Source organism: Massilia sp. ST3 (assembly GCF_018119405.1).
Taxonomy (GTDB): domain Bacteria; phylum Pseudomonadota; class Gammaproteobacteria; order Burkholderiales; family Burkholderiaceae_D; genus Telluria.
The window spans coordinates 24,238-36,490 of sequence record NZ_JAGPWC010000051.1; the positions used below are offsets into that span (position 1 = coordinate 24,238).

Annotated in this window: 12 protein-coding genes; 9 read left to right on the plus strand and 3 right to left on the minus strand. The window is 68.5% G+C overall.

The genetic code is table 11. The annotated features are described in order from the left end of the window. Positions 1–16: 16 nt before the first annotated feature. Positions 17–358 carry a DUF4326 domain-containing protein gene (locus KBW98_RS16715; protein ID WP_211521287.1) on the plus strand — a complete coding sequence of 114 codons (342 nt, stop codon included), beginning with the start codon at positions 17–19 and terminating at the stop codon, positions 356–358. 3 nt (positions 359–361) lie between these two features. On the opposite strand, the gene KBW98_RS16720 is transcribed toward KBW98_RS16715, so the two are convergent. Then, the gene (locus KBW98_RS16720; protein WP_211521288.1) at positions 362–985 is read right to left on the minus strand and encodes a head GIN domain-containing protein; all 624 of its coding nucleotides are present in this window, start codon (positions 983–985) and stop codon (positions 362–364) included. A 268-nt stretch (positions 986–1,253) separates the two neighbouring features. On the opposite strand from KBW98_RS16720, the gene KBW98_RS16725 reads away from it, so the two are divergent. From KBW98_RS16725 to KBW98_RS16735, 3 genes are all read left to right on the plus strand, one after another. Next, the gene (locus KBW98_RS16725; RefSeq protein ID WP_211521289.1) at positions 1,254–1,724 is read left to right on the plus strand and encodes a GyrI-like domain-containing protein; all 471 of its coding nucleotides are present in this window, start codon (positions 1,254–1,256) and stop codon (positions 1,722–1,724) included. A gap of 219 nt (positions 1,725–1,943) precedes the next feature. Then, positions 1,944–3,623: an acid phosphatase gene (locus KBW98_RS16730; RefSeq protein WP_211521290.1), complete on the plus strand. Its 1,680-nt coding sequence runs from the start codon at positions 1,944–1,946 to the stop codon at positions 3,621–3,623. Positions 3,624–3,957: 334 nt separating this feature from the next. Next, positions 3,958–4,761: a DUF4142 domain-containing protein gene (locus KBW98_RS16735; protein WP_211521291.1), complete on the plus strand. Its 804-nt coding sequence runs from the start codon at positions 3,958–3,960 to the stop codon at positions 4,759–4,761. A 51-nt stretch (positions 4,762–4,812) separates the two neighbouring features. Here the strand turns inward: KBW98_RS16735 and KBW98_RS16740 are convergent, their stop codons facing one another. Then, positions 4,813–5,358, minus strand: a complete 546-nt coding sequence (locus tag KBW98_RS16740; protein ID WP_211521292.1) for an FMN-binding negative transcriptional regulator — start codon at positions 5,356–5,358, stop codon at positions 4,813–4,815. Then, positions 5,358–5,813 carry an OsmC family protein gene (locus KBW98_RS16745; RefSeq protein ID WP_211521301.1) on the minus strand — a complete coding sequence of 152 codons (456 nt, stop codon included), beginning with the start codon at positions 5,811–5,813 and terminating at the stop codon, positions 5,358–5,360. The genes KBW98_RS16740 and KBW98_RS16745 overlap by 1 nt, the downstream gene beginning before the upstream one ends. 110 nt (positions 5,814–5,923) lie before the next feature. Between KBW98_RS16745 and KBW98_RS16750 the strand changes: the two genes are divergently transcribed. From KBW98_RS16750 to KBW98_RS16770, 5 genes are all read left to right on the plus strand, one after another. Then, positions 5,924–7,432 (plus strand): PLP-dependent aminotransferase family protein, encoded by a 1,509-nt coding sequence (locus tag KBW98_RS16750; protein WP_211521293.1) that lies wholly within the window; start codon positions 5,924–5,926, stop codon positions 7,430–7,432. 14 nt (positions 7,433–7,446) lie between these two features. Next, a complete protein-coding gene (locus KBW98_RS16755) occupies positions 7,447–8,010 on the plus strand; it encodes a DNA-3-methyladenine glycosylase I (protein ID WP_211521294.1) in 564 nt (187 codons plus the stop codon). Position 8,011: 1 nt separating this feature from the next. Next, positions 8,012–9,667 carry an FAD-dependent 5-carboxymethylaminomethyl-2-thiouridine(34) oxidoreductase MnmC gene (mnmC, locus tag KBW98_RS16760; protein ID WP_211521295.1) on the plus strand — a complete coding sequence of 552 codons (1,656 nt, stop codon included), beginning with the start codon at positions 8,012–8,014 and terminating at the stop codon, positions 9,665–9,667. A 116-nt stretch (positions 9,668–9,783) separates the two neighbouring features. Next, positions 9,784–10,491, plus strand: a complete 708-nt coding sequence (locus KBW98_RS16765; protein ID WP_211521296.1) for a sensor histidine kinase KdpD — start codon at positions 9,784–9,786, stop codon at positions 10,489–10,491. Further along, positions 10,488–12,253, plus strand: a 1,766-nt coding sequence (locus KBW98_RS16770; protein WP_211521297.1) for a tetratricopeptide repeat-containing response regulator, incomplete at its 3' end; no start/stop codon positions are given. The genes KBW98_RS16765 and KBW98_RS16770, both read left to right, overlap by 4 nt.

Sequence of the window (12,253 nt, forward strand, 5' to 3'; positions counted from 1 at the left end):
AGGAGAAAATCAAGGCATGAAACCGCACCGGGTGCAGCTGAGCAGGAAGAAGGGATGGCGCATGCCCGAGAACACGATCTCGGTGGCGCGTCCCGGCAAGTGGGGCAATCCGTTCTCGGTGATGCCGGACCTGCCGCCCGGTACGCCGGTGGATTCGCGCGGCAGCAAGCGCTATGTCGCGATGCCGAGCGTGGCGGAGGCGGTGGCCGCCTACCGCCGCTGGGTGACCGAGGATCCGGCGGGCCAGGCCCTGCTGGCCGAAGCGAAGACCGCGCTACGCGGCCATCACCTGGCCTGCTGGTGCCCGCTCGACGGGCCCTGCCACGCCGGGGTGCTGCTGGAACTGGTCAACGAATGACGCCTATTTGGCGGCGACCACGCTGCCGATGCCGGCCACCACCTTGTTCAGCACGCGCGGGTTGCCGTAGTAGGTGAGGTTGCCCATGCCCTGGACGCTGGCGTTCAGGCGGTTCTTGGCGTGCACCTCGACCGAGCCGATGCCTTCGAAGCTGACGTCGGCGTCCTGGGCCACCAGGTTGCGGGCGTTGACCTCGCCGACGCCCTGGGCCTGCACGCGCAGCGAGCGCACTTCGCCGTTCATCTGCAGGCTGCCGGCGCCGCGGTAGTTGACGTCGAAGCGCTCGCCCTTCACGTTGTTCAGCTTGATCAGGCCGGCGCCTTCGCCGCGGAAGCTGGCGATCTCGGGCATCGTCACGATGACGCGGTCGTCGTCGCTGATCTGGATGTTCGATTTTTCCTTGAAGCCCAGGCGCAGCTCGCCGTTCACGACCTCGGTCGTCACGCGGTCGATGTATTTCTGGTCGCCCTGCACGCGCACCGAATAGTTCTTGCCCACTTCGACCACCAGGCTGACCGGGCCGCGCACGTCGATCGCCTTGAAGGGAGCGGCGCTGCGCGCCTGTTCGCCGGCGGCTGCCGACAAGGAAGCGAGGGAAAGAAGGGCGGCGATCACTACACGTTTCATGGCTGTCTCCGTTTGGTTGATGAGGCCATTGTAGGGAGCCCCTTGCGGGCCGGGGCCGGTTTGCGACGAACTGCACAAAACAGGGGCTGGACTGCGCGCGGAAATCTTTTCCATCCCGAATGCTTCAATTTCTATCGGAAAGACTTTGGCCGGCATTCCCGGGTTTTTGCGCCATTATCGCGACAGTTTGCGCGCACGATTGCGCGCATGACAAGATTGTCGAAGAGATAAGGCTATAATTCCTGGGTCCTTTTGCATAGCCGATATCATGCACATCTCAACCGTCACACTACCTGAAATGAAGCTCGCCGGCCTGCCTTTTGCAGGTCCGTCCTCGGTGCTGGAAACGGACATGCCGGAAGTCTGGAAGACCTTCCTCGAACGCGAGCGTGAACTGGGCGATACCAACGGACTGCGCTATGGCGTGAGTCTGCAGGAGGAGGGCGGCGTGCGCGTCGAGTGCGTCGCCGTCGAGGTCCCGGATTTGAACAACCTGCCGCCGGGCATGATCGGCATCCGCATTCCGGCGCGCCGCTACGCGATGCTGACCCACCGCGGTCCGATGGCGCGCGTCCAGGCCACCTATGTCACCGGTTTCGCCGCCATCGAGCAGCTGGGCATGGTGCAGGATCCGGATGGTTTCCGTCTCGAGCGCTACGACCGGCGCTACACGCCGACCTTGCACGACGGTGCGCGGCCCGACAATGCCTACGATATCCTGATCCCCTTGTACGGATGAGTCTTCATCCGTAGAAATTGGTGCCGGTATATTTCCCGACCGCCGGCGCCGGTAGGGCGGCTCGCGCCGCCATTTGCCCTTCCCTAGGAGCTGTCGTAGTGTGCCGTCGAAATGTGACAGGCGTTTGACGGCCCATCCCTTTCTCCTTGTTTCCTTCTGTAAAGTACGCGGATAATCGCTGCTTGGCGGCCCGCCGAGGCCGCGGCAACAGGAGAAACAATGAACGAGCACAAAACGGAGCCGGGCGGCCAGGATCCCGCCGCCCAGCCGGACAATCCCGCGCGCAGGCGCATCTTCCAGGCGGCCACCGCCGTCGGCCTGGGCTCGGCCCTGCCAGGCATGGCGCAGGCCGCCTCCGCGCCGGCTGCCGCCCCTGCGGCCACCGCCAAGGGTTCGCTCGACGGCAAGCTGAAGCAGCAGGTCAAGAACGTGGTCGTGATCTACCTGGAGAACCGCAGCTTCAACAACCTGTTCGCCGATTTCCCCGGCCTGGCCTCGCCCTTGTCTGCCGTGCCGCCGGAGGCGAGCGCGCAGCGCGACCGCGACGGCTCGGTGCTGCCCAGCCTGCCGAAGATCTGGGGCGGCATGGTGCCGGGACGCCAGGACATCGGCGGCAAGGAATACCTGATCAAGGAAGACCAGCTGGCGAAGCTGCCGAACGCGCCCTTCAGGCTGACCGACGCCGAGGGCAAGCCCCTGCCCGAGAGCATCGTCACGCGCGACCTGGTGCACCAGTTCTACCAGAACCAGATGCAGATCAACGGCGGCCGCAACGACGGCTTCGCGGCCTGGTCGGATGCCGGCGCGATGGTGATGGGCCATTACGGCGAGACCGCGAAGAACCTGGGCCTGTGGCAGATCGCGCGCGAGTTCACCCTGTGCGACAACTTCTTCATGGCGGCCTTCGGCGGCTCCTACCTGAACCACCAGTTCCTGATCAGCGGCCGCACGCCGGAATACTTCAACGCCGCATCGACGCCGGCCAGGTCGAAGATCGCCGTGCTCGAAGACGGTCCCACCGGCTACCGCCTGGCGGTGGCGCCGGACGGGCCGAAGTCGGCGCTGGACGGCAAGCCGAAGTACGTGCACGCCGGTCCGATCACGCCGGACGGCTATGCGGTCAACACCATGGCCCCGCCTTACCAGCCGAGCTGGGTGCATCCGGCGCAGGGCGGCGACCCGCTGCACGCGGACCCGCAGGACCCGTCGGTGCTGCCGCCGCAGACCTACCGCACCATCGGCGACCTGCTGTCGGAGCGCGGCGTGAGCTGGGCCTGGTACGGCGGCGCGCAGCAGGCGGCGCTGGACGGACGCGGGGCAGGGCAGAAGCCGAACTTCCAGCACCATCACCAGCCTTTCAATTACTTCAAGCAGTTCGCGCCGGGCACCCAGGCGCGCGAGCGGCACCTGCGCGACGGCGGCCTGGGCGACAGCCCGATCTCGAACCGCTTCCTGGCCGACGTGGTGGCGGGTACGCTGCCCGCCGTCGCCTTCTACAAGCCGCAGGGCAACCTCAACCTGCACGCCGGTTATTCGGACGTCGAGTCGGGCGACCAGCATGTGGCCAACGTGATCGAACACCTGAAGAAGTCGCCCCAGTGGAAGAACATGGTGGTGGTGATCACCTTCGACGAGAACGGCGGCTGGTGGGACCACGTGGCGCCGCCCAAGGGCGACCGCTGGGGACCGGGTTCGCGCGTGCCGGCGATCGTGGTGTCGCCGCATGCCAAGCGCGGGGCGGTGGATCACAATTTCTATGACACGACCTCGATCCTGCGCTTCATCACGCGCTTGCATGGCTTGCCGCTGCTGGAGGGGCTGGCGGCGCGCAACGCGGCCTTCGAGGCGCGCGGGGCGAGGCCGCCGGGGGATTTGACGGCGGCGCTGCGGTTTCGCTGAGCGTTTTGTGTAGTTGGTGGAAGCCAGTGCTGTTGGACTGGCTTTTTTTATGGTGGTGGCTGCCTGGCGAACTTGGGTCCCGGCCTTCGCCGGGACGACGTTTTTACGCACGTAGTCGAAGTCACTCAGCAGTCATCCCGCACGCTTTCCAACGTCATCCCGGCGAAGGCCGGGATCCAAGTTGTGTTCGCACACCACAACCCATCATTGCATCCAGGCTACCGCGCGCTCCCCCAAAAGGCCCAGCGCTACACTGCGCCGTTGTCATAACAACACCGGGCCCGCGGCCCCGAGCCGCGTTCCAGCCCCCAACCACTTACATCAGGAGAAGATCATGCAGAAGAAACAGGTCCTCAAAAGCCTGCTGGCGGTATCGGCAGTGGCAGCCATGCTTGGTTCCTTCGGCGTGCAGGCGCAGAGCAATGCCCAGAGCGCCCAGCAGATGAGCCAGCACGGTTCGCAGGGCAATCCGAACCTGACCGGCAAGGCCGCCAATGACGGCACCGTGGGCAACACCAACAGCCAGGGCATGGAAGACCGCAGCGGCCAGGTCGGCAGCTCGAGCACCGCCACTACCCAGTCCGGCGCCGCCGCGCCAGCCACTACCGCCGCCGCGGCCGGCGCCAAGGGCGCCGATGCGGCCAAGCTGACCAAGGCCGACAAGAAAGCCCTGACCGACATGGCGCTGTCCAACCTGGCCGAGATCGAGACCGCGAAGCTGGCGCTGAGCAAGAGCCAGAACCAGGAAGTGAAGACCTTCGCCCAGCAGATGATCGACGACCATACCAAGGCCCAGACCGAAGTCCAGGCCCTGGCCCAGTCCAAGGGCGTGACGCTGCCGACCGAGCCGGACGCCAAGCACAAGGCCAAGGCCGCCATGCTGGAAAAACTCAGCGGCGACGCCTTCGATCGCGCCTACACCAAGCAGTCGGGCCGTGCCGACCACAAGGCCACCCACGACAAGCTCAAGAAAAGCATGAGCGCCGTCAAGGATCCGGATATCAAGGCCCTGGCCACCAAGATGACCCCGGTCGTCGAGCAGCACCTGAAATCGGCCGAGGCCATGATCTCGACCCAGGGCCGCACCGCCACCGGCCACTCCGGCGCCACCGGCAAGACCGACAGCGGCAACAAGTAATCCGCCAGCCCGCCATCCCGCCGCACACCCTCGGGCCCGCGGCGGGTCCGGTCAGCGCGCCCCCGGCGCGCTTCCCTTCCATTTCCCTTCGATCCGCTCGATCGCGATCTCGATGCCGACGATGGCCTTGAGCATGCCCGCGATGTAGTCGCGCGGCGCGTCGTCCACGCTCCAGGGCTGCGTCCGGGCCGCTTCCTGGCGGTCGGTCTGGCGCCGCACCTGGGTCAGCAGCCAGGCCGGGTCCTCGATCGCGCGCAGGCGTCCGTGCACGTGCACCACGTGATAGTCCCAGGTGGGCACCACTCGGCCCTGCTGTTCCACCTTCTCGATGCGGTCTGGCGTCACGTAGCCGGCCGGGCCGCGGAAGGCGACCAGCACCTGCTGGCCCGCGCGGCGCCAGACCGGATTGGCGCGCGCCACGTGGGCGCGCAGCACCCCCTGCACACCATGTTCGCCATCCTCGACGAACTCGAAGGGCAGGTGGTCGGCGTCGGGCAATCCCTCATTGAGCGTGACCAGCATGCCGAGCGCATGGGTGGCCATCAGGTCGCGCATGGGCTCGATCCGGTCTTGCCGGTGGCGGGCGGCGATGTACATCAGCTTTCCTCCACGACGACCGGGCAGCGCAGCGAATTGGCGACATAGCACTGCTCGTGCGCCAGGTGGTGGATGTGTGCAATCTCTTCCGCATCGGGCTGCTGCCCGGCGAAAGCGATGCGCGGACGCAGGGCGATGCGCACCAGCGCGGCGCGGCCGTCCGCATCCTTGTCCAGCCGTCCGGCGGCCTGGTCCTCGTAGCTGTCGATCACGTGGCCGCGTTTGGCCGCGATCGACAGGAAGAACAGCATGTGGCAGCTCGAGGCCGCCGCGACCACCGCCTCTTCCGGGTCGACGGCGGCCGGGTCCGACATCGGCACAGGCACCGACAATGGCGAGGACGAGGCCGGCACGCTCGCGCCGCCGTCGAACGACCAGGCGTGGACGCGGCTGTAGCGCTGGTCGAGAAAGGGCTGGCCGGCGCGCTGCCAGGTCACCCGGGCGCTGAATTCCATGGACTTCATCGAGCCTCCTGTGTGGTAATCCGTTTATGGTAGGCCCCCATTTGGCTTGATCAAAGTGCCAATTCCGGCGAAGATGGGCGTGCCAATTCATTCCGCATCCCATGCATATCCACGACATCGTCGCCAGCGCGCCGCTCGAGCGCGGCGGCGCCATCCCGCTGTTCCGCCAGCTGTACGGCCGGCTCAAGGACGCCATCCTGCGCGGCGCGCTGGCGCCGGGCGCACGCCTGCCCGCCACGCGCGACCTGTGCCGCCTGCTGGGCGTGTCGCGCCAGACCGTGCTGGCGGCCTACGAGCAGCTGGCGGCCGAAGGTTACCTGCGCGGCGTCGTCGGGCAGGGCACCTTCGTGGACGAGGCGCTGCCGCTGGCGCGCCAGGAGCAGCCGGGGCCAGGCCTGCTGCGCCCGCTGCCGGAACGCGGCGCGGCCCTGGCCGCCGCCATGGCCAGGGTGCGCTACCACGACGGCCCGGTGCGCGCCTTCCGTCCCAGCATGCCGGGACTGGACCTGTTCCCCTTCGATGTCTGGCGCAAGCTCGAGATGCGCCACCTGCGCCGCCCGGGGCCGCACCTGGGCTACAGCGAACCGTCCGGCCACGGCCCCTTGCGCGAGCTGCTGTGCGCCTACCTGCGCGCCTCGCGCGGGGTGGAGTGCACGCCCGGCCAGATCATCATCACCTCGGGTTCGCAGCAGGCGCTGTTCCTGCTGGCCCAGCTGCTGCTGGCGCCGGGCGACGGCGTGTGGGTGGAATCGCCCGGCTACCAGGGCGCCTGCGCGCCGCTGGCTGTGGCCGGCGCGCGCCTGTGCACGGTGCCGGTGGACGCCGAGGGCATGGACGTGGACTACGCGGGCCGCCATTACCCGGACGCGCGCATGGTGTTCGCCACGCCCTCGCACCAGCTGCCGCTGGGCGTGACCATGAGCCTGGCGCGCCGCCTGGAGCTGTTGCGCTGGGCTGTCGACCACCAGGCATGGATCATCGAGGACGACTACGACAGCGAATACCGCTACACCGGGCCGCCGCTGGCTTCGCTGCAGGGCCTGGACCGGGCCGGCTGCGTCGTCTACGTCGGCACCTTCTCGAAGGTCCTGTTCCCCGGCCTGCGGCTCGGCTACGTGGTGGCGCCGCCGGCGCTGGCCGAAGCGCTGGGCCGGGCCAAGGCGGTCCTGGATCGCCACAACGCCATCGTGCCGCAGCTGGCGCTGGCCGACTTCATCGCGGAAGGGCATTTCGCGCGCCACATCCGGCGTACCCGCGACGCCTACGCGGAGCGGCGCGAGGCGCTGCTCGACGCCATCCAGGCGCGGCTCGGCGACCGGCTTCTGTGCGGACCCTCGGACGCGGGACTGGACCTGTGCGTCCATTTCAAGCCCCTGCGCGACGGCACCCTGCCGGACGAAGCGCAGGTCGCGCAGGCGGCGCTGGACGCGGGCATCGAGCTGCGGCCGCTCTCCTACTATGCCAACGCCGCCGCCGTTCCCGCGTGCGCCGTGGCGCCCGGCCTGGTGCTGGGCTTTTCCGCCGTCGGGCCGGGCGACATCCGGCGCGGCGTGGAACGGCTCGAGCAGGTCTTGCGGGCCGGGGAAGCGAAGGGGGCCAGGGCCGCCTGATTTATACTGACGCGATGACCACGATCCGCTGCTCCTGGGCCAACCCGGCCAATCCCCGCTATCTCGCCTACCACGACCACGAGTGGGGCGTGCCCCTGCACGACGAGACCACGCTGTTCGAGATGCTCAATCTCGAAGGCGCGCAGGCCGGCCTGTCCTGGGAAACCATCCTGAACAAGCGCGACAGCTACCGCGCGGCATTCGACGGCTGGGACGCCCGCAAGATCGCTGCCTACGACGAGGCCAAGGTGGCCGAGCTGCTGGCCAATCCCGGCATCGTGCGCAACCGCCTGAAGGTGGCGGCGGCGATCACCAACGCCAGGGCCTACCTGGCCATGCGCGAGCAGGGGCTCACCCTCGACAGCTACCTGTGGGCTTTCGTGGACGGCAAGCCGATCGTGAACGACTTCGCCGACGGCCAGCGCCCGGCGCGCACCGAGCTGTCGGACCGCATCTCGAAGGACCTGGGCAAGCGCGGCTTCAAGTTCGTCGGCTCGACCATCGTCTACGCCTACATGCAGGGCATCGGCATGGTGGACGACCACGATCCGCATTGCTTTTGCCGGAGCAGGCGCTGACGTGAACCTGCAGGCGCATTGGCGCGGTCGCGAGCGCTACACGGTTTTCGCTACCGCCTATGGCGACGGCGCCGCCGTGCGTGCGCTGTGCGAGGCCTGGCGCGCCGATCCGGAGCGGCCCGCGCGGCTGCATGTCCTTGCCCTGGCCGAGGGCCTGATGCCGGGATTTCACCGCATTCCGCAGGACGAGCCCGGCCTCAGCCTGGACCTGCTGGCAGCGCCGCTCGACACGGCCCTGGGTCAGCTCTCGGCCAGCCTCGATGCGATCTACCTGCACCATCCCGGCCTGCCCGGCGCGGCCTTTGCGCGACCCTTGGCGCGGCTGATGGCCCTCGGTGCGCGCCTGTCCTCGTCCGGCCTGGACGAGGAGCAGCGCGCCGCGCTGCAGGCCCAGGGCTTCGCCTTCGACGGCGACGAGGCGATATTCTCCAGCCGCAAGCCGCGCCTGCCGGCGCCGCCGACACCGGAACGGCGCGCGCTGGTGATCGGCGCCGGGCTGGCCGGATCGAGCGCCGCCCAGCGCCTGTGCGCGCGCGGCTGGCAGGTGACGCTGCTGGAGCGCCATCCGCGCCCGGCGATGGAGGCCTCGGGCAACCTGGCCGGCATCTTCATGCCCCTGCTTTCGCGCGACGACAACATCCCCACGCGGCTGACCCGCGCCGCCTACCTGTACGCGCTGCGCCTGTGGGAGCAGCTGGGCGGCATCGGCCAGGCCATCGAGGGCCAGGCCTGCGGCGTGCTGCAATTGGCGCGCGATGCGGAGCACGCGGCGGTGTCGCGCGCGATCGCGGCCGAGGGCGCGCTGCCGACGGATTTCGCGCGCTGGCTGGAGCCGCCCGAGGCTGCGCGCCTGCTCGGGCTGCCGGCGCCGGATGGCGGCTGGCTGTTCCCGCAGGGCGGCTGGGCGCGGCCCGGCAGCGTGTGCGAGGCGATGCTGGCGGCTTGCGGCGACAGGCTGGTACGGCGCTTCGGCGTCGGCAGCGTGCGGCTCGAACATGCGGACGGTGAATGGATCGCGCGCAGCGAGGACGGAACGGCGCTGGGGCAGGCCCCCACCTTGGTGCTGGCCAATGGCCCGGACGTGCTGAACATGCCGCAGGCGTCCGCCTTGCCGCTGTCGGCGCTGCGCGGGCAGGTGACCCATCTCGACGCCGGCCAGGCGCCGGCGCTGCCGGTCGTGCTGTGCCGCGAGGCCTACCTGACCCCGGCCGCAAACGGCGTGGTATGCGCCGGCGCGACCTACGACCTCGACGCCGATCCGCAGCTGCGCATAAGCAGCCAGGACGAGAACCTGGCGCGCATGCGCGCCCTGGTGTCCTACCCGGGTGCGGCGCTGGACGCGCCGCTGGCCGGCCGCGTGGGTTTCCGCTGCGTCGCGCCGGACCGGCTGCCGCTGATCGGCCGCCTGCCCGACTTCGCCGCCGCAGGCGGCACCGAGCGCCTGCGCGACGTGCCGCGCCATCCCGGCCTGCACGCCTTGCTGGGCTATGCCTCGCGCGGCCTGATCTGGGCGCCGCTGGCGGCGGAACTGCTCGCGGCCCAGCTCGAAGGCGAGCCGCTCCCCCTGGAAATGGCCCTGGTCGACGCCCTCGATCCGGCCCGTTTCGTGCTGCGCTCGCGCCGCACCAGCCGCCTGCCGCGTGCTGTTGACGAGTAATCAATATTCAATTGTCATAATTTGTTGCTTTGCCGCAATATCGTCATGCTGGACGCGGAATTGTCAACTTTGCGCGGGTATAATTGATTGCTGGTAACTTTTCTCGGGTTGTAGGGATGGAAGAATCACAACATTCGAACGAGCTCTTCATGTTCCTCGCGTCCACCGCGCACGACATGAAGAATTCGATCAGCGTGCTGTCGGGCACGCTCGAGCGCCTGCTCGACGCCGCCTCGCCCGATACCGAGAAGGCCTACCCGCAGATGGCGCAGATGCTGTACCAGACGCGCCGCCTCAACGACAACCTGATGCAGCTGCTGGCCCTGTATAAACGGGTCGGCAAGCCGGAGTATCCCTTCGACGTCCAGCCGCTCGAGATCGGGCAGCTGGTCGAGCAGGTGGTGGCGCTGGAGCGCGTGCTGCTGGAATCGCGCGGCATCGCGCTCGAGCTCGACGTCGACCCGCAGCTGATCTGGCATTTCGACGAGGACCTGATCGTCGGCGTGGTTTCGCACGCCATCAACAACGCCGTGCACTACACGCGCGACCGCATCCGCCTGGCGGCGCGCGAGGTCGACGGCATGCTCGAGATCCGCGTCGAGGACAATGGCGCGGGCTTCCCGAAAGCCCTGCTGGAGGCCGGCGCCCCGGCGCACGCCGCCGGCGCGGGCGGCGTGAACTTCCTGACCAACAGCGCGGGCCTGGGCCTGTACTTCTCGGGCGAGGTGGCGAAGATGCACCGCCACCGCGAGCGCCACGGCACGGTCGCCCTCGAGAACGGCGGCCGGCTGGAAGGCGGCTGCTTCGTCCTGAGGCTGCCATGAGCGCGATCCTCAGCTCCGCCGGCGCGGCCACCGTGGCCATGGACCAGGTCGACTGGGCCGGCAAGAACTACCTCGTGGTCGACGACTTCGTCGGCGTACGCCAGCTGCTGCGCGAAAGCCTGCGCAGCCTGGGCGCCAGGAATATCGACCAGGCCTCCAGCGGCGGCGAGGCGATGGGGCTGCTGAACAAGCTGCGCTACGACGTGGTGCTGTGCGACTACAACCTGGGCGACGGCAAGAACGGCCAGCAGGTGCTGGAGGAAGTCCGCATCCGCAACCTGCTGCTGCCCTCGAGCGTCTTCCTGATGGTCTCGGCCGAAAAGAGCGTGGAGTCGGTGATGGGCGCGGCCGAGCACCAGCCGGACGCCTACCTGGTCAAGCCGATCACCGAGGGCGTGCTGCTCACGCGCCTGAACCGCGTGTGGCGCAAGAAGCAGGTGTTCCACATGATCGACCAGGCCTATGCCGAGAAGGACTACCTGCGCGCGGCGCGCCTGTGCGACGAGCAGATCGCCGTCAGCCGCGTGCACGAGATCGACCTGCTGCGCATGAAGGCGCGCCTGATGGAAAAGAGCGGCGAGCCGGGCAAGGCGCGCGAGGCCTACGAGCGTGTGCTGGCCCAGCGCGAATACCAGTGGGCGCGCGCCGGCCTGGCCAAGATCCGCCTGGCCGACGGCGAATTCGAGCAGGCGCGCCAGATGTTTCAGACCGTGATCGCCGAGAACCGCTACTACATCGACGCCTACGACCAGCTGGCCACCTGCTACCAGGGCCTGGGTATGTACGAGGAGGCGGCCGCCATCCTGGAGCGCGCGGCCAAGCTGTCGCCGAACTCGGTGCCGCGCCAGCGCAAGCTGGGCCAGGCCTGCCTGCGCCTGGGGAACGTGCCGCTGGCCGAGAAGGCCTTCCGCAAGTGCCTCGCGATCGGCGAGTACTCGATCCTCAAGACGCCGGACGCCTACCTGGGCCTGGCGCGCGTGTGCGGCCTGAAGAACGACCCGAAGGAGGCGCTGCAGCTGCTGCTCATGGCACAGCGCGAATTCGGCGCCGAGCACGAGGACATGCAGCTGCGCACCAAGATCACCGAAGGCCTGGTCTACCACGAGAGCGGCGACTACCGCCGCGCGCGCAAGGCGGGCGACGAGCTGGAAGAACTGTTGAAGAACGATCCCGGGCGGCCCGACACCGCCACCTGCCTCGAGATGGCGACCCTGCTGTTCGCGGTCGGGGTCAAGGACGCGCCGGCCGAGCTGCTGTGCTACGTGGTCCGCAACAACCACGACAACACCCTGCTGCTGGACGAAGTGCAGAAGATCTTCGACAAGGCGCGCATGGGCGAGGAAGGCGAGATCCTGATCCGCGCTTCGCGCAAGGAAGCGGTCGACCTGATGAACCAGGGCGTGCTGCTGTGGAAGACCGGCAAGCTGCCGGAAGCGGTGGAGTGGATGCGCAATGCGCGCAAGGCGCTGCCGAACAACGTGCGCATCCTGTTCAACGCGGTGCAGATCCTGATCTCGCACATGCAGCAGCGCGGCTACGATCCCGACCTGGACGCCGAAGCGCACGAGATCCTCGACCGCGTCGACGCGCTGCAGCCGGGGCAGCAGCGCTTTGCGCAGCTGATGGAGCAGCTCACGCAGCTGTTGCCGAAGGCGGTGGAGGAAGCGCCCGCAGCAGAGCCGGAGCAGGCGGAAGCGTTGGGGGTGGGGGGGGGGGGCCCCCCCCCCCCCGGGGGGCCAACCCCCCCCCCCCGGGCCCCCCC

What these genes read in the sequence shown, in the direction of transcription:
- KBW98_RS16715 (WP_211521287.1), top strand. Translation starts at nt 17, where the DNA reads ATGAAACCGCACCGGGTGCAGCTGAGCAGGAAGAAGGGATGGCGCATG.
- KBW98_RS16720 (WP_211521288.1), bottom strand. Translation starts at nt 985, where the DNA reads ATGAAACGTGTAGTGATCGCCGCCCTTCTTTCCCTCGCTTCCTTGTCG.
- KBW98_RS16725 (WP_211521289.1), top strand. Translation starts at nt 1,254, where the DNA reads ATGCACATCTCAACCGTCACACTACCTGAAATGAAGCTCGCCGGCCTG.
- KBW98_RS16730 (WP_211521290.1), top strand. Translation starts at nt 1,944, where the DNA reads ATGAACGAGCACAAAACGGAGCCGGGCGGCCAGGATCCCGCCGCCCAG.
- KBW98_RS16735 (WP_211521291.1), top strand. Translation starts at nt 3,958, where the DNA reads ATGCAGAAGAAACAGGTCCTCAAAAGCCTGCTGGCGGTATCGGCAGTG.
- KBW98_RS16740 (WP_211521292.1), bottom strand. Translation starts at nt 5,358, where the DNA reads ATGTACATCGCCGCCCGCCACCGGCAAGACCGGATCGAGCCCATGCGC.
- KBW98_RS16745 (WP_211521301.1), bottom strand. Translation starts at nt 5,813, where the DNA reads ATGGAATTCAGCGCCCGGGTGACCTGGCAGCGCGCCGGCCAGCCCTTT.
- KBW98_RS16750 (WP_211521293.1), top strand. Translation starts at nt 5,924, where the DNA reads ATGCATATCCACGACATCGTCGCCAGCGCGCCGCTCGAGCGCGGCGGC.
- KBW98_RS16755 (WP_211521294.1), top strand. Translation starts at nt 7,447, where the DNA reads ATGACCACGATCCGCTGCTCCTGGGCCAACCCGGCCAATCCCCGCTAT.
- KBW98_RS16765 (WP_211521296.1), top strand. Translation starts at nt 9,784, where the DNA reads ATGGAAGAATCACAACATTCGAACGAGCTCTTCATGTTCCTCGCGTCC.